The sequence below is a fragment of the Microbacterium jejuense genome (genome assembly GCF_019511665.1).
Taxonomy (GTDB): Bacteria; Actinomycetota; Actinomycetes; order Actinomycetales; family Microbacteriaceae; genus Microbacterium; species Microbacterium jejuense_A.
Genome location: NZ_JAEUAW010000007.1, coordinates 167,194 through 186,727 on the forward strand (window position 1 = coordinate 167,194; position 19,534 = coordinate 186,727).

Annotated in this window: 16 protein-coding genes; 13 read left to right on the plus strand and 3 right to left on the minus strand. The window is 71.6% G+C overall.

All coding sequences use genetic code 11. The features are described 5' to 3' along the window. The first annotated feature begins 29 nt into the window (after window positions 1-29). The 9 genes from JNB62_RS11355 (at window position 30) to JNB62_RS11395 (ending at window position 9,218) form a co-directional block, all read left to right on the plus strand. Window positions 30-1,322, plus strand: coding sequence for a sugar ABC transporter substrate-binding protein (locus JNB62_RS11355; protein ID WP_220300985.1), 1,293 nt, complete (start codon window positions 30-32; stop codon window positions 1,320-1,322). 11 nt (window positions 1,323-1,333) lie between these two features. After that, window positions 1,334-2,308 (plus strand): carbohydrate ABC transporter permease, encoded by a 975-nt coding sequence (locus JNB62_RS11360; RefSeq protein ID WP_220300986.1) that lies wholly within the window; start codon window positions 1,334-1,336, stop codon window positions 2,306-2,308. Beyond that, the gene (locus tag JNB62_RS11365; protein WP_220300987.1) at window positions 2,305-3,132 is read left to right on the plus strand and encodes a carbohydrate ABC transporter permease; all 828 of its coding nucleotides are present in this window, start codon (window positions 2,305-2,307) and stop codon (window positions 3,130-3,132) included. Before JNB62_RS11360 ends, JNB62_RS11365 begins: the two co-directional genes overlap by 4 nt. A gap of 1 nt (window position 3,133) precedes the next feature. Next, complete coding sequence (locus JNB62_RS11370) at window positions 3,134-4,555, plus strand: glycoside hydrolase family 3 N-terminal domain-containing protein (protein ID WP_220300988.1); 1,422 nt, start codon at window positions 3,134-3,136, stop codon at window positions 4,553-4,555. Beyond that, window positions 4,552-5,883, plus strand: a complete 1,332-nt coding sequence (locus JNB62_RS11375) for an anhydro-N-acetylmuramic acid kinase (RefSeq protein WP_220300989.1) — start codon at window positions 4,552-4,554, stop codon at window positions 5,881-5,883. Before JNB62_RS11370 ends, JNB62_RS11375 begins: the two co-directional genes overlap by 4 nt. Beyond that, window positions 5,880-6,770: an N-acetylglucosamine kinase gene (locus JNB62_RS11380; RefSeq protein WP_220300990.1), complete on the plus strand. Its 891-nt coding sequence runs from the start codon at window positions 5,880-5,882 to the stop codon at window positions 6,768-6,770. Before JNB62_RS11375 ends, JNB62_RS11380 begins: the two co-directional genes overlap by 4 nt. Further along, entirely contained in the window at window positions 6,763-7,695 is a 933-nt protein-coding gene (murQ, locus tag JNB62_RS11385; RefSeq protein WP_308291787.1) for an N-acetylmuramic acid 6-phosphate etherase, read from the plus strand. The genes JNB62_RS11380 and murQ overlap by 8 nt, the downstream gene beginning before the upstream one ends. Continuing rightward, window positions 7,695-8,576, plus strand: coding sequence for a MurR/RpiR family transcriptional regulator (locus tag JNB62_RS11390; RefSeq protein ID WP_220300992.1), 882 nt, complete (start codon window positions 7,695-7,697; stop codon window positions 8,574-8,576). Before murQ ends, JNB62_RS11390 begins: the two co-directional genes overlap by 1 nt. Before the next feature lie 120 nt (window positions 8,577-8,696). Beyond that, a complete protein-coding gene (locus tag JNB62_RS11395) occupies window positions 8,697-9,218 on the plus strand; it encodes a hypothetical protein (protein ID WP_220300993.1) in 522 nt (173 codons plus the stop codon). A 251-nt stretch (window positions 9,219-9,469) separates the two neighbouring features. On the opposite strand, the gene JNB62_RS19210 is transcribed toward JNB62_RS11395, so the two are convergent. Together JNB62_RS19210 and JNB62_RS11405 are read right to left on the minus strand one after the other, a co-directional pair. After that, window positions 9,470-10,087, minus strand: coding sequence for a hypothetical protein (locus JNB62_RS19210; RefSeq protein WP_223231084.1), 618 nt, complete (start codon window positions 10,085-10,087; stop codon window positions 9,470-9,472). Window positions 10,088-10,095: 8 nt separating this feature from the next. Further along, the gene (locus JNB62_RS11405) at window positions 10,096-11,679 is read right to left on the minus strand and encodes a PspC domain-containing protein (protein WP_220300994.1); all 1,584 of its coding nucleotides are present in this window, start codon (window positions 11,677-11,679) and stop codon (window positions 10,096-10,098) included. 114 nt (window positions 11,680-11,793) lie between these two features. Between JNB62_RS11405 and JNB62_RS11410 the strand changes: the two genes are divergently transcribed. From JNB62_RS11410 to JNB62_RS11420, 3 genes are all read left to right on the plus strand, one after another. Next, the gene (locus JNB62_RS11410; protein WP_220300995.1) at window positions 11,794-13,170 is read left to right on the plus strand and encodes an ATP-binding protein; all 1,377 of its coding nucleotides are present in this window, start codon (window positions 11,794-11,796) and stop codon (window positions 13,168-13,170) included. Further along, window positions 13,163-13,846 (plus strand): response regulator transcription factor, encoded by a 684-nt coding sequence (locus JNB62_RS11415; protein ID WP_308291788.1) that lies wholly within the window; start codon window positions 13,163-13,165, stop codon window positions 13,844-13,846. Before JNB62_RS11410 ends, JNB62_RS11415 begins: the two co-directional genes overlap by 8 nt. A gap of 517 nt (window positions 13,847-14,363) precedes the next feature. Beyond that, window positions 14,364-16,853 (plus strand): ATP-dependent helicase, encoded by a 2,490-nt coding sequence (locus JNB62_RS11420; RefSeq protein ID WP_220300997.1) that lies wholly within the window; start codon window positions 14,364-14,366, stop codon window positions 16,851-16,853. A 13-nt stretch (window positions 16,854-16,866) separates the two neighbouring features. Here JNB62_RS11420 and JNB62_RS11425 read toward each other — a convergent pair whose 3' ends face one another. Then, window positions 16,867-17,172: a helix-turn-helix domain-containing protein gene (locus JNB62_RS11425; RefSeq protein ID WP_220300998.1), complete on the minus strand. Its 306-nt coding sequence runs from the start codon at window positions 17,170-17,172 to the stop codon at window positions 16,867-16,869. A gap of 176 nt (window positions 17,173-17,348) precedes the next feature. On the opposite strand from JNB62_RS11425, the gene JNB62_RS11430 reads away from it, so the two are divergent. Next, window positions 17,349-19,517 (plus strand): carboxypeptidase-like regulatory domain-containing protein, encoded by a 2,169-nt coding sequence (locus JNB62_RS11430; RefSeq protein WP_220300999.1) that lies wholly within the window; start codon window positions 17,349-17,351, stop codon window positions 19,515-19,517. Window positions 19,518-19,534 lie beyond the last annotated feature (17 nt).

Sequence of the window (19,534 nt, forward strand, 5' to 3'; positions counted from 1 at the left end):
GCAAGAGTTCGACGCACAAGGGAGATCACATGAGGAAGCGCATCCTGCCCATCGCCGTGTTGGGTGTGGCAGTACTCGGCATCACCGCCTGCAGTGGCGGCGGTGGCGACAACGGGGGCGATTCGGCCTCGGGCGAGGGCAAGACCCTCGATGTCTGGATCATGCAGGGCACGAATCCCGACGCCGAGCCGTTCTTCGACGAGGTCGCCGACGCCTTCAAAGAAGAGACCGGGGCAGAGCTGAACGTCGAGTTCGTGCAGTGGGCCGACGCCCACGACCGGTTCGTCACGTCGATCGCCGGCGGCACCACCCCCGACGTCGCCGAGACCGGCACCACGTGGACGCCCGAGTTCGCCGACGCCGGCGCTCTCGCCCCCATCGGCGACTACGTCAAGGACGACGGCCTCGAGGACGACCTCGTCGAGGGGCTCGTGAAGTCGGGCACCTACGACGGCGAGCTGTACGGCATGCCCTGGTACGCCGGCGTGCGCTCGCTCGTCTACCGCTCCGACATCTTCGAGGAGCTCGGGCTCGACGCCCCGACCAACTGGGAGGAGCTGCGTGACGCCGCGCTGGCGATCAAGGCCGCCCACCCCGACATGACCGCGGTCGCCGTCCCCGGTGACGCCGAGTTCACCGTGTACCCGTGGGTGTGGGGCGCCGGCGGCGAGGTCGCCACCGAGGAGGACGGCACGTGGACGAGCGAGCTCGACTCGCCCGAGTCGGTGAAGGGCCTGGAGTTCTGGACCGGCCTCGCCACTCAGGACGATCTGTCGTCGGCCGGCGCCACGACGTGGAAGGAGACGGACGTGCTCGACGCGTTCGCCGCCGGGACCGTCGGCATGGCGATCATGGGCTCGTGGACGCCCACGGCGATCGTCGAGAAGGGACCCGACATGGAGGGCAAGTTCGCCGCCGTGCCGATCCCCGGTGAAGAGGACGGCATCTCGCCCTCGGTGCTCGGCGGCTCGCACCTGAGCATGTTCGAGACCGCGAAGGACAAGGACCTCGCGTTCGCGTTCATCAAGATGATGACCACCGGCGAGTTCGCCGAGAAGTGGGGCGAGCAGAGCGGGTACTTCCCGGGTCAGAAGTCGCTGCTGGAGAAGTCGATCGAGAACGCCGACCCGCTCGTTCAGCCGTTCGCCACGCAGATGGTCGATGGGGGCGCGTCCGTGCCGGTCACGCCGACCTTCGGCGCCGTGCAGGCGAAGAAGACGACGAGCGCGATGATGCAGGCGATCCTGTCGGGCACGAAGGACGTCGAGACGGCCGCGAAGGACGCCGCCGCCGAGATGACCGCCACCCTCAACGGCGAGTAAGCAGGACCCGTATGGCATTCATGCCCCAGGCGACGGTGGCGGAGGAGCACGTCTCCTCCGCCGCCGGCGCGGCGGTCGCCCCCGGATCCCGCCGTCGCCCGATCGACCGGCTGCGCCCGTGGATGCTGCTCGCACCCGCCCTCCTCGTGCTCGCGGGGCTGCTGCTGTGGCCCCTCGTCCGAGTGGTGCTGTTCTCGTTCCAGGACTACGGCCTGCGCGAGATCGTCTCGGGTGAGCCGAACTTCATCGGCTTCGACAACTTCGTCGAGGTCCTCACGAGCCCCACGCTGTGGACCGTGGTGCTGCCGAACACGGTCGGTTTCGCCATCCTGTCGGTCGTCGGAACCGTCGCGTTCGGCACGCTTGTCGCCCTGCTGCTGCAGTCGCTCGGCACGTTCTGGCGCACCGTGGTCGCGAGCGCCATCATGGCGGCCTGGGCGATGCCCGCCGTCACGGGGACGTACGTGTGGGTGTGGATCTTCGACGCCGACCGCGGCATCTTCAATCAGCTGCTCATGCAGCTCGGGCTCATGGACGAGCCCTACAACTGGTTCACCAACCGCTGGTCCTTCTACGCGATCGTGCTGCTGAACGTGATCCACCATGGCTTCCCGTTCGTCGCGGTCACGATCCTCGCGGGGCTGCTGGGCGTTCCGAAAGAGACGCTCGAGGCGGCATCCCTCGACGGAGCGAATGCGTGGCGGCGGTTCTGGAGCATCACCTTCCCGCAGCTGAACCAGGTGTTCGCGGTCGTCATCATCCTGTCGACCATCTGGGACTTCAAGGTCTTCGCGCAGGTGTACCTGATGCCCGGCGGCTCGGGCTCGAACCGCGACGTGCTCAACCTCGGCGTGTGGTCGTACGTCGAGTCGTTCGGGCAGAACCGGTACGGCTTCGGCTCGGCGATCGCCGTGCTGCTGACCCTGCTGCTGCTCGCCATCACCGTCGTCTACGTGCGACGGCTGCTCAAGGAGGACCAGCTGTGACCCGGCCCTCGATCGCGCGACGCCTCGTCAAGGGCGTGCTCGTCTTTCTGCTGCTCGTCTTCACGCTCTTCCCGACGTACTGGATGCTCGTGAGCGCCTTCGACGAGAACCCGTCGGGCGGCGCCGAGCTCGTGCCGCGCCAGTTCACGCTCGACCACTTCGTATTCGTGCTGACCGACGGCGGCTTCGCGACCTACCTGCGCAACTCGCTCATCGTGGCTCTGGTCGTCGTGGTGGCCTCCGGTCTGCTGGGCCTCTTGGCGTCGGTCGCCGTCGCGCGGTTCCGCTTCACGCTGCGCACGCAGATCGTCATGATGATCCTCGTGGTGCAGATGGTGCCGCTGGAGGCGCTCGTCATCCCGCTGTTCGTGCAGGTGCGCGATCTGCAGCTGCTGGGCACTCTGCTCGGCCTCATGATCGTCTACACGGCGCTCGCGCTGCCGTTCGGGATCTGGATGCTGCGCGGATTCGTCGCCGCCGTGCCCGTGGAGCTCGAAGAGGCCGCCTACATAGACGGTGCCTCGTGGTGGCGCATGTTCCGTTCGGTGCTGCTGCCGCTGGTGGCGCCCGGACTGGTGGCGACGAGCGTGTTCGCGTTCATCACGGCGTGGAACGAGTTCATCTTCGCGATGACGCTGCTCGGCGGCGCGACCGAGAACTACACCGTCTCGATCGGCCTGCGGCAGTTCTTCGGCGTGCACTCGAACGACTGGGGCTCGGTGATGGCGGCGTCGACCATCATCACGATCCCGGTCATGATCTTCTTCATCCTCGTGCAGCGTCGCCTGTCGAGCGGCATCGTCGCCGGGGCGGTGAAGGGCTGACATGGAGCTCGACGAACTGGTGCCCGGTGTGTTGCTGCCGGGATTCGCGGGCACGGCGCTGCCTGCCTGGCTGCGCACAGAACTCGAACGCGGGCTCGGCGGCGTGTGCCTGTTCGCGGGCAACGTGTCGCCGGACGGTCCCGAAGGAACGGCGGTGCTCGCCGCCGCGCTCCGTTCCGTCCGCCCGGACGTGCTGGTGGCCGCCGACGAGGAGGGCGGCGTCGTCACGCGGCTCGAGGGGCGGCACGGGTCGACGCTCCCGTCGCCCGCGCAGCTCGGGCTCGTCGCGCCGGAGGTCGCAGAGCGCGTGGGCGCGGTGCTCGGCGAACGCGTACGGCGGGCCGGGATCGACCTCGTGCTCGCCCCGAGCGCCGATGTCAACGACAACCCGGACAACCCCGTGATCGGCGCGCGATCGTTCGGCGCGGATCCCCGCGAGGTCGCGACGCGCGTCGCGGCGACGGTGCGCGGCATCCGCTCCCGTCGCGGCGTCGCGCCGTGCGTCAAGCACTGGCCCGGGCACGGTGACACCGACGTGGACTCGCACCGCGGGCTGCCCACGATCCCGGCGGCCACGGCCGCCCGTCACGCCGCGCCGTTCGAGTCCGCGATCGCCGGCGGCGTGCCCGCCGTGATGACGGCGCACATCGTGGTGCCCGAGTGGGGACCGGAGCCCGTGACCGTCAACCCGGACGCGATCGCGCGGCTGCGGGCGGCCGGGTTCGACGGCGTGGTCGTGACGGACGCCGTCGACATGGCAGCCATCGCCGCGACCTACGGCATCGGCGGCGGTGCCGCCCGGGCGCTCGCCGCGGGCGCCGATCTGGTGTGCCTCGGCAATCCCGAGCTCAGCGGCATCGATGCAGCGGCCCAGTACGCCGAGGTGGTCGACGCGGTCGTCGCGGCCGTGCAGGACGGACGCCTGGCCCCCGAGCGCCTGCGCGAGGCGCACGGGCGCGTCGCGCGCCTGGCCGCCGAGACGGCGGCCGCGCGGGGATCGTCGATCGAGCGCGCATCGGTCGAGGTCGCGGCGGGGGACGCCGAGGCGATCGAGAACGCGCTGGCCGCGGCATCCGATCCCTCCGCCGTCGCCGCGCTCGATCAGGTGACGAGCGTCGTCGACGCCCGCGGCGGGGCTACGCAGGCCGCCGCGACGCGGGCCGTGCCGGTCGCCGACGCGCTCCGCGAGCTCGCGGGTGGGCGAGGGGATGCGGGCGGCCCGGGTCTCACGGCGGTCGTCGCCGACCGGCCCAGCGCCCTGCAGCTCGGGGTGCTCGCCGACGCGCAGGCGGCCGGGGAGTGCATCGTCGTCAACGTCGGAGCGATCCCCGGGGTGTTCGACGCCGCCGCCGTGCAGCTCGGTGCGGACTCGGTGTTCTCGGCCGGGATCGTGCGGGCCTGGTCGGCGAAGGGCGGCCGATGAGGATCCTCGCGCTGCAGTCCGGCACGAGCGCGGACGGCATCGACGCTGCGCTCGTCACCGCGACACCCGGCGACGACGCGCTCGACCTCGTGATCGAGCGGTGGGCCACCGAACCGTGGCTGCCCGACGAGCGCGCCCTCGTCATGCGGGCGGTCGCGGGCGCGCCCCTGCACCCGTCGGAGTGGTGCCGACTCGAGACGGTCGTCGGCCAGGCGTTCGCGCGGGCCGCGGTCTCGTTCCTGGCGGAGACGCCGCGGCCCGATCTCGTGTGCGCGCACGGGCAGACCGTGTTCCACGGTGTCGACGATGGAAGGGTGTGGGGCACGCTCCAGGTCGGCGAGCCGGCGTGGATCGCCCGCGCCACCGGATGCCCCGTGCTCTTCAACCTGCGCGTCGCCGACGTCGCCGCAGGGGGCCAGGGCGCACCGCTCATCTCGGCGTTCGACGGGCGGTGGCTGCGATCGGCCGCGGACGAGGCGGCAGCGCCCATCGCGTCGCTCAACCTGGGTGGCATCGCGAACCTGCAGGTCGTGCGTCCCGGCGGAGCGGTGGCCGGGTTCGACACCGGACCGGCCAATGCGCTGCTCGACGCGTATGTCGCCCGCGAGACCGAGGGCGCAGAGACGTTCGACCGCGACGGCCGTCATGCGGCCGCCGGACGCGTCGATGCCGCGCTGCTGCAGCGGCTGCTCGGGCATCCGTACTTCGCCCTCGCCGCACCCAAGTCGACGGGTCGCGAGACCTTCACCCTCGCGACGGTCGACGCGGCCCTCGCGGAGCGGACGCCGACCGTCGGCGCGGGCGTTTCGTCTGCGGGCGCCAGAGCGCCCTTCGCTCAACGACCGGGGGGAGAGGCCGCGGCCGTTGAGCGACCGGAGCGAGACGAAACGCCCCGAGCGCACGCGCAACCCGTGCCGCCGGCGTCCCTCACCCTCGACGATGTCTGCGCGACGCTCGTCGAGCTGACCGCGGCGTCCGTGGCCGACGCGCTGCACCGCGCGGCCCCCGATGCCGCTCGACTGATCGTGTCGGGCGGCGGAGCGCGCAACCCCGTGCTGATGGCCCGCCTGGCCGCGCTCACCGGCATGCCCGTCGAGTCGAGCGACGCGTGGGGGATCCCCGCCGACGCCCGTGAGGCGGTCATGTTCGCGGCGATCGCGTACCTGTCGGTGCTGCGGGTGCCGCTGGTGCTGCCCGGCACGCCGGAAGGCCGCGCCGCCGTCGCCGGGCAGTGGGACCTGTCGGTCGCACCGCTGCCCATCCCGCCCGCCGTCACGGGAGGCGCATCGCAGCGGCTCCGCGTGCGCACGAGAGAGGAACGGCCGTGAGCATCGTCGCCGTCGACCTGGGAAAGACCGGATGCCGCATCCGTGCCACATCCGGAGCCGCGACCGTCTCGGCGCACGGCGCCGGGGTGCCGGGGCTTGCCGACAGCGAGGGCGACGTGCGCGCGTTCGACGCGATCGTCGCGACGCTGGGCGAGCTCGAGCTGCCGACGCCCGTCGCGTCGATCGGCGTCGGAGCGGCCGGCGCCGAGGCGGCACCCGCAGCCGCGCGGGCGCTGGCCGACCGCGTCGCCGCCCACCTGGAGGCGCCCACCGCGGTCACCACCGACGCGGTCACGGCGCACGCGGGAGCGTTCGAAGGGATGCCGGGCACGATGGTCATCGTCGGCACCGGCACCGTCCTGCTGACCCTCGACAGCGCGGGGACCCTGAGTCAGGTCGACGGCTGGGGTCCGTGGCTCGGCGACGAAGGAAGCGGCCGCGCGATCGGGCAGGAGGGGCTGCGGGCCGTGCTCGCCGCGCACGACGGGCGAGGTCCGGCGACGTCCCTGACGGCGGCGGCGCTGGAACTGCACGCCCCGCTCAGCACGCTGCCGCGCTGGGTGGCCGACACCGCGGCGCCGGCACGCCAGCTGGCCCGGTTCGCGCCCAGCGTGCTGACCGCCGCGTCTGCGGGCGATGCCGTGGCGCGCGACATCGTGGAGCGCGCGGTGGAGGCCGTCGTGCAGGCGTGTGCCGCAACCTCCGGTCCGTACTGCCTGCTGGGCGGCATCGCCGGTTCGGCCGTGTTCGGCGACGCGCTGCGCGCACGGCTGAGGGAGCGAGGGCTGGCGGTCGTCGAGCCCCGCGGCGACGCGCTGGACGGAGCGGAGTACATCGCCCGCACCCCGGCGAGCCCTTACGAGGGGAGTGTGGTGCGCCGTGGTTGACCTCGACGATCTGCGTCGGCAGCTGGCCGAGCTCACGACCGAGGCCGTCGATCCCGAGTTCGGCGAACTCGACCTCATGACGACGCCGGAGCTCGTGGCGGCCATGATCGACAGCAACCGTCAGGTGACGGAGGCACTGGTGGCGGCATCCACGCATCTCGCCCGCGCCGTCGACGCCGCAGCCGAACGGATGCAGCGCGGCGGGCGCCTGATCTACGTCGGCGCGGGGACGCCCGGTCGACTCGGCATCCTCGACGCCAGCGAGATCCCGCCGACGTTCGGCGAACCGCCCGAGCGCGTCGTCGGCATCATCGCGGGTGGTGAGACGGCGATCCGCTCGGCCGTCGAGAACGCCGAGGACGACGTGGCAGCCGGGCGCGCCGACATCGAACGCGCCGGCGTCGGTGCCGACGACTGCGTCGTGGGCCTCACCGCTTCCGGCCGCACACCGTACGTCCTGGGGGCGATCGCCGAAGCCCGCGCACGGGGAGCGGCGACGATCGGGGTCAGCTGCAACCCGCGGTCTGAGCTCACCGCGGCCGCCGACGTGGGCGTCGAAGTCATCGTCGGGCCCGAGCTCGTCGCCGGCTCCACCCGGCTGAAGGCGGGGACGGCCCAGAAGATCGTGCTCAACACCATCTCGACGCTCGCGATGGTGCGCATCGGCAAGACCTACGGCAACCGCATGGTCGACGTACGTGCGACGAACGAGAAGCTGCGCGCCCGCGGCGTGCGCATGGTCATGAGCGTCGCCGATGTCGACCCCGCCGTGGCGCGTCGCGCGCTCGCCGACACCGGTTGGGAGGTGAAGCCCGCGATACTGATGTGCATGAGGGGACTGACCGCGGATGCCGCGGCTCGTGCGCTCGCCGAGGCCCAGGGCCGGCTGCGCGAAGCGCTGGACCGCACGCGCGGGGCGGTGTGATGGACGTCCTGATCCGCGCGCGCCAGTCGCTCGACCGGCTCAGCGCCTCGGAGCGCCGTGTCGCCGACGCCGTGCTCGCGGACCCGGAGCTCGTGCGCACGTCGACGATCATGCGGCTGGCCGAGGTGAGCGGCGCATCGCAGTCCACTGTCGCGCGCTTCTGCCAGAGCCTCGGGTACCCGGGGTACCGCGAGTTCCGCCTCGACGTCATCGCCGCGCTGAGCCGCGACCAGGCGCAGCGCATCAGCTTCGACATCGGCGAGGGCGAGATCGGCCCGGACGACACCATCGCCGACACCGTCGCCAAGATCGCGTTCCAAGAGATGCAGGCGATCCAAGACACGGCCCACTCGCTCGACACCGGGGCCGTCGCCCAGGCCGTCGCCGCGATCCGCGGTGCGCGGCGCATCGAGCTCTACGGTGCCGGCGCGTCCTCGCTGAGCGCCCAGGACCTGTTCCAGAAGCTCAGCCGCATCGGCCGCCCCGCCGGCGTCTCGGTCGACATCCACCTGGCCCTCGTGCAGGCCGCTCTGCTCGACGACGCGGCGGTCGCGATCGGCGTCTCATTCCGCGGCGAGACGCGTGAGACCCTCGACTTCTTGACCACCGCCGGCCGAACCGGCGCGCTGACCATCGGCATCACCAATGCCGCCGAGTCCTCGCTCGACGACGTGTGCGACATCGTGCTGCGCACGAGCGTGCGCGAGAGCCGCTTCCGCAGCGGCGCGATGGCCAGCCGCATCGCGCAGCTCGCGCTCATCGACATCCTCTTCGTGCTCGCGCTGCGGCAGGACTTCCCGCAGATGACCGAGAGCCTGCGCCGCACGTACGACGCCGTGCAGTCCCGCCGCCCCGACACCGGCGCCGTCGAGACCGGCTGAGCTGCGGCATCCTTCTCCCCTCCGGAAGGAAGGGGCGGCAGCAGCGGATTGGTCAGACCACGCGGATTCGAGGCGTAACGTAGAAGGATCCCCCGAAACCGTTTCGAAAAGGTGTTTGCCATGCGTTCCCGCAGTACCGCTGTCCTGTCCCTTCTCGCCGCCTCGGGCCTGCTCCTCGCCGGGTGCGCCTCGACCCCGTCGTCCGACGCGAAGCCCGAGAAGACCGCCCCGGCCGTGAGCATCGTCGAATCCTCGCTCACCGACCCGGCGGCTGTGGGCGAGCGCGTGGGCGCCGACGGCAAGCAGCTCGAGGTGTGGAGCGGCATCGTCCCCGACGAGGCCGCGGCCGGCGCGCTGGGCGACCCCGAGGCAGGCACCCAGTGGGTGACCGCGAACGTCGCCCAGTGGGTGAGTGACGAGGGCCTCACCGGCGCCGATGTCGCCCCGGTGCTGCGTTCGACGGCCGACGACAGCTTCGAGGGCGTCGCCGTCCCGCAGCAGAACGTCGACGTCGAGATGAAGCCCGACACGTCGTACACCTACGTCTGGAGCTACGCCGTGCCCGAGGCGCTCGTCGACGCGTCGACGCTCGTGATCTGCGTCGGCGACGGCGACGAGGGCTGCAGCACCCTCACCAAGTGAGACGAGTGGATGCCGGCGGCCGTGGCCGCCGGCATCCATTTCTCTTGAGACGCGAAGCGCCGTGCACCCCGAGGGTGCACGGCGCTTCGCCATTCAGCACAGCCTCCGGGCGGGGCCTTGCTCCCGGTCGTTGAGCGATGCTTCGACTCGCTTCGCTCGCTCAACGAACGGCGGCGAGTGCGGAAGGGGAGGTGGCGGGCGGAGGTGGCTGCCGCGGAGTCTGGCCTCCGCCCCTCATCTCCCCTCCCGCGTCACACGAGAGAGGCGGATGCCGCGCGCCGGCGCTCCCCGGCGCGCTGCGCGCGACGCACGAGGCCGACGAGCCCGGCGATCAGCGCGAAGGCACCGAGCACGAGCACGGAGTAGGCGACGGCTGCGGCGGGACTGAGGGTCAGCAGCCATTCGGTCGCCGCGCCCTGACGGTCGGCGTCGGTGAGGAGCCACAGCGCGAACGCGGCGATCCCCGCCAGCGCGAGGCCCCACAGGATGCCTGCCCAGCGCGTGCGCGGTGCGGAGGGAGCGGTGGATGCCGGCTGCGCCGGATCCACGGCGCCCGCCGTCGAAGGGGTGGGGGTCGCCGCGTCAGCGGGGAACCCCGTGAAGGCGGGCGGCAGCGCGGCCGGCGCGGGAGGCGTCGATGCCGCCGGCGGCTCGAGGTCGGCGAGGACGGGGGCCTCCTCGGACGAGGGCGTCGCAGGGGCGGGCGGCGTGAGCTCCGCGGGTGCGATGACCGTGGTCTCCGCGGCCTGCGCGGCCTCGACTGCGGAGGTCGCGGGGAGAGGCGGGAGCGCGACCGCCTGGGTGTCGGTGGGCTCGTCCGCTGCGCGGTCGGCGCGGGCTGCGGCATCCGGGTTCTCGAAGGTACTCATGTCGGCGCTCATTTCTCGTAGACAGTGATCTTGACCGAGCCGGACTGCTGGTCGAGCGTGATGTGCTGGGTCGTGAGGGCGTCGGTGCCGGTGTTCGGGTTGGCGACGTTCCACTGCACGGTGTCGTCCCCGTCGGGCCGGACCACGTTGGACTCGATCGGCCCGTCCCCGCGCCACGACACGCGTTCGACGCTGACCGTGCCGTCTCCGAGGGTCGCGTCGAGATTCAGAGCCGTGCCGGGGTAGACCTCGATGTAGGTCCAGCCGACGCCCTTGCTCACCACGACGCCGCCGGCGGTGACGTCTTCGGTGTCCGACAGGGATCCGACGGAGAGGAACGTCGCCCCGAACGGCTGGGTCAGGCGCTGCTCGACGGTGGAGGTGCCCAGGGAGACGTCCCCGAGGGTGAGCCGATCGGGGCCCGAGGCCACGGCGACCGAGCCGCCGATCACCAGCAGCACGATCGTCACCGCGGTGAGGAACCCGCTGCGGCGGCGGATGATGCCCGCGACGACCATCGCGAGCGCCGTGACGAGCGCCGCGGTGAAGAAGCCGATGGCGCCGGCGAAGGGGGCGGTCGCGGCATCCCCGAGCGAGGTCAGCACCGAGACGGCACCGAGGACGACCGCGGCGCCCAGCGCGGTCAGCACGAACACGAAGCTCGTCCGGGGGCGGGTGGCGCGTCGGACGCGGCGGCGCTCTTCGGCTTCGAGGGCGAAGGCCGCGCCGTGGGCGTGGCGCTCGAGCCGGGCCTGGTCGCGGGCGGCACGGGCGGCGTCCTGCTGGCTGCGGCGCCACGCATCGTTCTGCACCCGCCAGGCCTCCTGACGGGCACGCCAGTCGGCGACGGCCGCGTCATCGCCGTACGGGGCGGCGGGCAGGGGGACGGCATCCTCCGATCCCATCGCGGACCCGGCCGGAGCCCGACCGGCCGAGTCCGCGATGCTCGCGGTTGCCGCGAGCGGAGCGGTCGCGTCGTCACCCGAATCGGACGCGACCGTGTGAGCGGGCTGCGCGGAAGCCGTCTGCGCATCCGCCCGCGAGGGCCGGTCGGAGCGAGCCGACCGGACGATGAGGTACACCAGGCCGCCGATGACGGCGAGGGCGAGGACGAATCCGAGCACGCCGAGCGCCGAGACGCCCGAGCCGTCGTCCCATGCCCAGGGCGCGAAGCCGGTGAGCGCCCACAGCGGCCACAGCAGCACGTTGCGCAGCCACGGAACGACCGGCACGAACCCGACGATCGCGAGGATGAACACACCCGTCATGGCGGCGTCGTAGCGCCCGTGCATGAGCTCGCGGAAGTGGATGCGGCCGTCCGTGTCGGGCAGCAGGGCCCACGCGATCGCGTAGACGAGGAGCGCCGGAAAGCCCAGCAGCGCCACCACCACGAAGATGCCGCGCACGATGAGCGGGTCGATGCGCAGTCGTGCGGCGATGCCGCCGCACACGCCCCCGAGCCACGCGTCGCCGCGCACCATGCCGAGCCCCTGCACCCACGAGAAGAACCGGTCCGAACCCGTCGGCGCTCCCGGAGGAGCGGTCGGCGGCGGTCCCGGATCGGCGGGGGGAGCGGAGGTCGTGTCGGTCATGCTTCCACCCTGGCGGCCGCCGCGGCGTAGCCGCTATGGGGTGATCCCCTGACTCGCCCCTGATCCTCGACCCTCGGGGTGGGTCGGGGCGCGATCGGATGATTGGATGCCGGTATGCCCTCTTCCCGGTCGACCGACGACGCCTCCCGGTCGTTGAGCGAGCGAGGAACGAGCGAGACGAAACGCCGCGATCGCACGGTCGGCGCCGAGAAGGCGGCATCCACTCCATCCACTCGCCCGCCGCTGCGGCGGCCGCGCGACTGCGCCGTGTCGGGGGTCTCGGTGGGCCTCGCGAGGCATCTCGGCTGGCCGCTGTGGATCGTGCGTGCGCTGTTCATCGTGCTGACGCCGCTGTGGGGCGCCGGTGCGCTGCTGTACGCGTGGCTGTGGGTGTTCGTTCCGTGGGAGGACGTGCGGGCCGCACCGACTCCGGCGCCCGCGGAGGCGGACGAGGCCGTCGATCCCGCCGAGGTCGCCCGCGTGCGCGACGAGCCGACGCGGCGGGTGCCGGTGGCGTGGGTCCTGACGGCGGCGGCGCTCTTCGTGGTGCTCGTGACGATCACCGCGATCGCCCTGTTCGGTGCGAACGGCGTGGTGTGGACGTCGATGCCCGGTTGGGTCGGTGGCGTTTTCCTCGCCACGCTGCTCGCCGTGGCGGCCGGCATGTGGGCCACGCTCGTCGACCGCGACGACCCGGCCCGCGGCCCCCGACACGTCGCGATCGTGCGGGTCGTGCTGACCGTGGCGCTCGCCCTGCTGCTGCTCGCGCAGCTCTCGGTGCTGCGGCAGACCGGCATCGCGGGGTTCGTGCTGGCGCTCGTGCCCATCGCCGGCATCGTGCTGGTGTACTCGTCGATCCTCCTCGGCAGATGGCGCGAGCTGTCGGGGGAGCGGGTGCGTCGCATCCGCGAGGAGCAGCGGGCCGAGATGGCCGCGCACCTGCACGACTCGGTGCTGCAGACCCTCGCGCTGATCCAGAACCGCGCCGGCGCGTCGACCGAGGTCGCACGCCTCGCCCGCGCCCAGGAACGAGAGCTGCGCGCCTGGCTGTACGACGGCGACGCACCGGCCGACAGCGACCTGCCCACCGACCTCCGCGACTACGCGGCCGCCCTCGAGCTCGACTACCCCGTGCGCATCGACGTGGTCTCGGCGGGCCTCCCGGCCGAGCGGGCGAGCGGAGAGGTCGCCGCGGCATCGCGCGAGGCGATGCTCAACGCGGCCCGGCATGCCGGCGGCGACGTCTCGGTGTACATCGAGGGCAACGCCAACGCCGTCGACGTGTACGTGCGCGATCGCGGCCCCGGCTTCGACCTCGCCGACGTGCCCGACGACCGGCTGGGCATCCGCCAGTCCATCATCGGCCGCATGCGCCGCGCCGGGGGGTCCGCGACCGTGCGCCGCGGCGCGGGCGGCGGCACCGAGGTCCATTTGAGATTCGTGGATGCCGGCGGCCCGGCATCCCCTTCGACGGAGGTCCGCCGTGGCTGATGCCCCCGTGCGCGTCGTGATCGTGGACGACCACTCCATCTTCCGGTCCGGCCTGCGGGCCGACCTCGACGCGTCGATCGACGTCGTCGGCGAGGCGGCCGATGCGGCGTCGGCGATCGAGATCATCGGGGCCACGCGCCCCGACGTCGTGCTGCTGGACGTCCACCTGCCGGCGGGCCGCGGTGCGGCATCCACCGCTCCCGACGCGGGCGGAGGAGAGTCCGTGATCCGCGGGGCGGCGCCGGTCGTGCCGGCCACCCGCTTTCTCGCGCTCAGCGTGTCGGACGCCGCGGAGGACGTCGTGCGCGTCATCCGCGCCGGCGCCCGCGGATACATCACCAAGGGCTCGTCCGGAGCCGAGGTGAGCCGCGCCGTGCACGCCGTCGCCGAGGGCGACGCCGTGTTCTCGCCGCGGCTGGCCGGCTTCGTGCTCGACGCGTTCGGCGCCGCCGTCGGCGAGACCGCCGCCACCAGCGACGAGCTCGACCGTCTGTCGGCCCGCGAGCAGGAGGTGATGCGGCTCATCGCCCGCGGCTACGCCTACAAGGAGGTCGCGGCCGAGCTGTTCATCTCGATGAAGACGGTGGAGTCCCACGTGTCGGCCGTGCTGCGCAAGCTGCAGCTGTCGTCGCGGTACGAGCTGACCGCATGGGCGTCGGAGCGTCGCCTGCTCTGACGGCCCCGGTCGTTGAGCGGAGCGCGCTCTGGCGCGCGCAGACGAAACGGCGTTCGCCACGGGGTTGCTCGTGCGGTCAGGGCGTTTCGTCTCGCTCGTTCCTCGCTCGCTCAACGACCGCGGGTCGGGCGTTGAGCGGAGCGCGCTCTGGCGCGCGCAGACGAAACGGCGTTCGCCACGGGCTTGCTCGTGCGGTCGGGGCGTTTCGTCTCGCTCGTTCCTCGCTCGCTCAACGACCGCGGGTCGGGCGTTGAGTGGAGCGCGCTCTGGTGCGCAGACGAAACGGCGTTCGCAACGGGGTTGCTCGTGCGGTCAGGGCGTTTCGTCTCGCTCGTTCCTCGCTCGCTCAACGACCGCGGGTGGGATTCGGTCGTGACGAGAGGTGGGTTCTCGCTTGGTCCACGATCGGGGGATGGTCGGTCGTTGAGCGAGCGAAGCGAGACGAAACGCGGTGTGGGTTCGCTCCCCGCCTCGGGCACCGGCCGGTGTCGGCGGGGCGACCTAGACTTGTAGGGATATGACCGATGCCCATGCGGCCGCGCCGGGCGCGGCATCCCTTCGTCCTGTCGTGCTCGACGCCGCCCACGTGACGGGCGAGGCCGGGCCGCGCCCCGACGAGGACCTGCTGCAGGGACTCAACCCGCAGCAGCGCGAGGCGGTCACCTACCGCGGGCAGGCGCTGCTGATCGTCGCGGGCGCCGGATCGGGCAAGACGAGCGTGCTGACGCGGCGCATCGCGTCGCTGCTGCGGGGCCGCGAGGCATGGCCGAGCCAGATCCTCGCGATCACGTTCACCAACAAGGCCGCGGGCGAGATGCGCGAGCGCGTCGAGCAGCTGGTCGGCGACACCGCGCGCGGCATGTGGATCTCGACGTTCCACTCCGCGTGCGTGCGCATCCTGCGGCGCGAGGCCGAGCAGTTCGGCTTCACCAAGTCGTTCACGATCTACGACTCGGGCGACTCGCGCGCCCTCATCAAGCGACTGGTCAAAGAGCACGAGGCCGACGCGTTCGGGCTGACGCCGGCCGCGACGCAGTCGAAGATCTCGAAGCTCAAGAACGAGCTGGCGGACGCGGAGTCCTACGCACGTTCGGCAAACCTGAACGATCCCGCCGAGCGCGTGTTCGTCGAGGTGTTCGGTGCGTACCAGCGCGAGCTGCAGAAGGCGAACGCGTTCGACTTCGACGACCTCATCGCGCAGACGGTGTACCTCTTCCGCGCGTTCCCGCAGGTCGCCGACGTGTACCGGCGCCGGTTCCGCCACATCCTGGTCGATGAGTACCAGGACACCAACCACGCGCAGTACGCGCTGATCCACGAGCTGACGCGTCCGCCGGGATCGGATGCCGCCCCCCTGGCCGGCTCCGGCGGCATGATGATCTTCGAGCCCGAGCCGGCCGCAGAAGAGGGCGCGTCGCTCACCGTCGTGGGTGACTCCGACCAGTCGATCTATGCGTTCCGCGGCGCTGACATCCGCAACATCAGCGAGTTCGAGAAGGACTTCCCGGGCGCCAAGGTCGTGCTGCTCGAGCAGAACTACCGCTCGACGCAGAACATCCTGTCGGCCGCGAACGCCGTCATCGGCCACAACTTCGACCGCAAAGACAAGAAGCTGTGGACCGACGTCGGCGACGGCGAGAAGATCATCGGCTTCACCGGCTACTCGCAGCACGACGAGGCCCAGTTCGTCGCCGACGAGATCGAGGCGCTGCGCCGCGCGGGTGTCGACTACTCGCAGATGGCGGTGTTCTACCGCACCAACTCGCAGTCCCGTGCGCTGGAAGAGATCTTCATCCGCGCCGCCCTGCCCTACAAGATCATGGGCGGAACGAAGTTCTACGAACGTGCCGAGATCAAGGACGCCCTCGCCTACCTCGTCGCCGTCGCCAACCCGGCCGACGAGATGGCGCTGCGCCGCATCATCAACCGGCCGCGCCGTGGCATCGGGGATGTCACGATCGAGACGATCTCGCGCTACGCGGCCGACCAGCAGATCACGTTCCGCGACGCGCTGGCGAACTCCTCGGCGCTCGGTGTCGGACCGAAGATCCAGGCCGCCATCGCGCACCTCGACGCGGTGCTCGCCGAGGCGTCCGAGCTCATGCTGCCGTCGTCGGGCGAGCTCGCCCCGCCCACCGCGGTGGCCGAGGGCCTCACCCTGCTGCTGAACAAGTCCGGGTATTACGACGCGCTGCGCGCCAGCAAGGACGCGCAGGACGAGGCGCGCATCGAGAACCTCGACGAGATGGTCGCGGTCGCCCGCGAGTTCGCGCGCAACAACCCCGAGGGCACGATCCTCGACTTCCTGACTGAGGTCGCGCTGGTCTCGGACGCCGACGACCTCGAAGACGCGTCGGGCTCGGTGTCGCTCATGACGCTGCACACCGCGAAGGGCCTGGAGTACGACGCGGTGTTCCTCACGGGCGTCGAAGAGGACCTCATCCCGCACCGCATCTCGGCGGGCGAGCCCGGCGGCCCACAGGAGGAGCGGCGGCTGTTCTACGTCGGCATCACGCGCGCCCGCAAGCGCCTGTACCTGTCGCTCGCGATGACCCGCGCGCAGTTCGGCGAGGTGTCGGTCGCGATGCCCAGCCGCTTCCTGCAGGAGATCCCGGTCGAGCTGCTGCACTGGCGCCAGTCGCCGGGCGACGTCAACTCGCGCGGCGGAACCCAGTCGCGCGCGCTCAACGCCCGCCGCGGCTCGGGGTCGGGGTCGGGGTCGGGCTTCGGCGGTTCCGGCAAGCGCTACGGCGATGACCTCGTGCCGCTGGCACGCCGAGAGCCGAACGGCAACCTCGAGCGCTTCGCGAACAAGATCCCGGCCAAGGTGCGCGACAACGGCGACCTCGTCCTGGCGCCCGGCGACCGCATCCGTCACGACGACTTCGGTGAAGGACGAGTGGATGCCGTCACGGGCGAAGGCGCGAAGCGCGTCGCCCACGTGCGCTTCGACTCCGCCGGTCCGAAGAAGCTCCTGATCAAGATCGCGCCCATCGAGAAGCTCTGAGGCCCGTCGTGCGTCACGCCGCTGTGGCGAACAGCCGGCGCTGGCGGCGGAACGTCTCGTAGCTCGAGAAGCCGCTCTGCGCGGCGGCAGCGGCGAGCGAGGTGGCGGGAGACGCGGCGACCAGCGTCGCGACGGACTGCAGTCGGCGACGCGTGAGCAGATCTCCGATGCTGTCGTGGCCCTGGTGGGCGCGGTCGAGATGCCGCCGTGACACCCCCAGCAGGGCCGCCAGCGTGCGGGCATCGAGACGCGGATCGGCGAACCCGTCGTCGATGAGAGCCGCGCACCGTGCACGCAGTTCTGCCGATCGATCCCTCACACCGAGATATGTCCGGCGGGCTGGGTCGTGGGACGGGGATCAGGTCACGAAAATGTCTCAACTTGTGTGTTTGCTGGGAGGCCGCGGGAGCTTAGCCTGACGCGGAGCCATGAAGGTCGTGGCATCGTATGGGCCGCGAGGGTGCGGTCGGAATGGCGGCGTTTGTGCGCAGAGGGATGGTTGCCGCGGTCGCGGCAGCAGTCGTGATCGGATTGGTCGGCGGACAGCCGGCTGCGGCGGTCGAACCGGGTTCGATCTCGGGGGTGGTGACGGTGGACGGCGGTGCACCGGTGGCAGGTGCTTCCGTCGTGGCCTACACGTACAACAGCATGTGGGGTGGTTGGTCGTGGACGACGTCGACGTCGACGAGCCCCGACGGCTCGTACGTCGTCACGGGGCTCGCGGACGGGCAGTACAAGCTCCAGTTCCAGTCGACGGCGCCCGGCTCCAACATCGTGTCGGAGTACTGGCAGGATGCCGCCGACCTGATGTCTGCGACGACGCTCACCGTGTCAGGGGGCACCGGGATCGACGGCATCGACCCGGTGCTGAGCGTCGGCGCGACGATCTCGGGTGTCGTCACGGATGAATCCGGTGCGCCTGTGCAGGGCGTGTCGGTGCGGGCCACAGCGGTGGGCGGATGGACAGGGAGCTACGGCCTCACGGATGCCCACGGCGCCTATCGGGTCGCCGCGCTCGCTGCCGGCTCGTACAACATCGAGTTCACGCCGCTGGCAGGCAGCGGCCCCGTCGCCGGCGAGTGGTACGACGACGCCGCATCCCAGGCCGAGGCGGCACCCGTCACGGTCGCCGCCGGCGGCGCGGCGACCGGGATCGATGCCGTGCTCGCGCCGGCGGGCTCCATCGCGGGGGTCGTCACCGACACGACCGGAGCACCGACCTCGTATGCGTACGTCGGCGTGTACCGCGCGACAGCGGGTGACTTCCCGCAGTGGGTGACGTCGATGTCGACAGATGCCTCAGGCGCCTATCGGGTCGACGGGTTGGCCGTGGGCGACTACAAGGTGCAGTTCTCGGCGATGAACGGCCTGCTCGGCGAGTGGTACGACGACGCTGCGGACGCCGCATCGGCGACGGTCGTATCGGTCGCCGGCGGTGCAACGACGACGGTCGACGGGGAGCTGGCGATCGGGGCGACGTTGACCGGCGTCGTGACGGACGAGGCCGGAAATCCCGTGAGCGACGTGAGGGTATGGGCGCATCCTGTCGAGGGCGAGGGGTTCGCGATCGGGGGTGGAAGCGGATCGGACGGCACCTACCGGATCCCCGGTCTCCCGTCGGGTGACTACCGCGTGGAGTTCGACACCTCGGCGACTGCGGCCAGCGTCGTCGGCGAGTGGTGGAACGACGCGAAGACGGAGGCGGATGCCTCGGTGGTGAGCGTGACGGAAGGCACGGTCGTCGAGGGCATCAGCGCGCAACTCGCTGAGGGGGCGGAACTCTCGGGGGTCGTCCGCGACGGACAGGGGACGCCGATGGCAAGCGTCCAGGTGTCTCTCCGCGACCCAGCCGGCCAATGGGTCCGGTACACGCACACCGACATGGACGGTTCGTACACGATCCGCGGGGTGGATGCCGGCTCATACCGTCTCAAGTTCTCCGCCCAGGTCGACCAGAGCACCACGACGCTGAACGAGTGGTGGAACAACGCTCCCGACCTCACCTCGGCGGACGAGCTCGTCGTCACGGCGGCGACGGACATCTCGGGGCTCGACGTGGTCCTCTCCGTCGACGACGGCTCGGTCATCGACACGAACTCGGCGTCGCTCTCGGGCACCGTGACGGATGCGGCGGGCAACCCGCTGCCGAACGCCTCGGTCTCGGTCGAAGGCATCGACATGGGCGACGGCTTCCAGGTGATGCCCGATGGGACGTGGTCGATGACGTTGCTGCCCGCGGGTCCCTACCGCGTCTCGTTCTCGGCGGTGATCGACGGCACGCTCGTCACCGAGTGGTGGGAGGATGCCGCCGACCGCGGCTCCGCGACGGTCATCGACCTCGGCAGCTCCGAGCAGCGCACCGGCATCGACGCGGTGCTCGGTGCGGCGCTGCCGCCCGTCGAGTCCTCCGTCCCGAAGGTCACCGGGCCGCTGCGCGTGGGCGGGATCGCCAAGGCGCACCCGCGCGACTGGACCGATGGCATCGCGTTCACGTACCAGTGGTTCGCCGACGGAGCGCCGATCGTCGGCGGGACGGCGTCTTCGCTGCCCATCACGCCTGACCTCGTGGGCTCACGCCTGACCGTGGCGGTGACCGGTTCGGCGTCGGGCTACCAGATCGTGACCCGGACGTCCGCGCCGACGACGGCCGTGTCGCGCGGCTGATGGACGGTCGGGCCGGC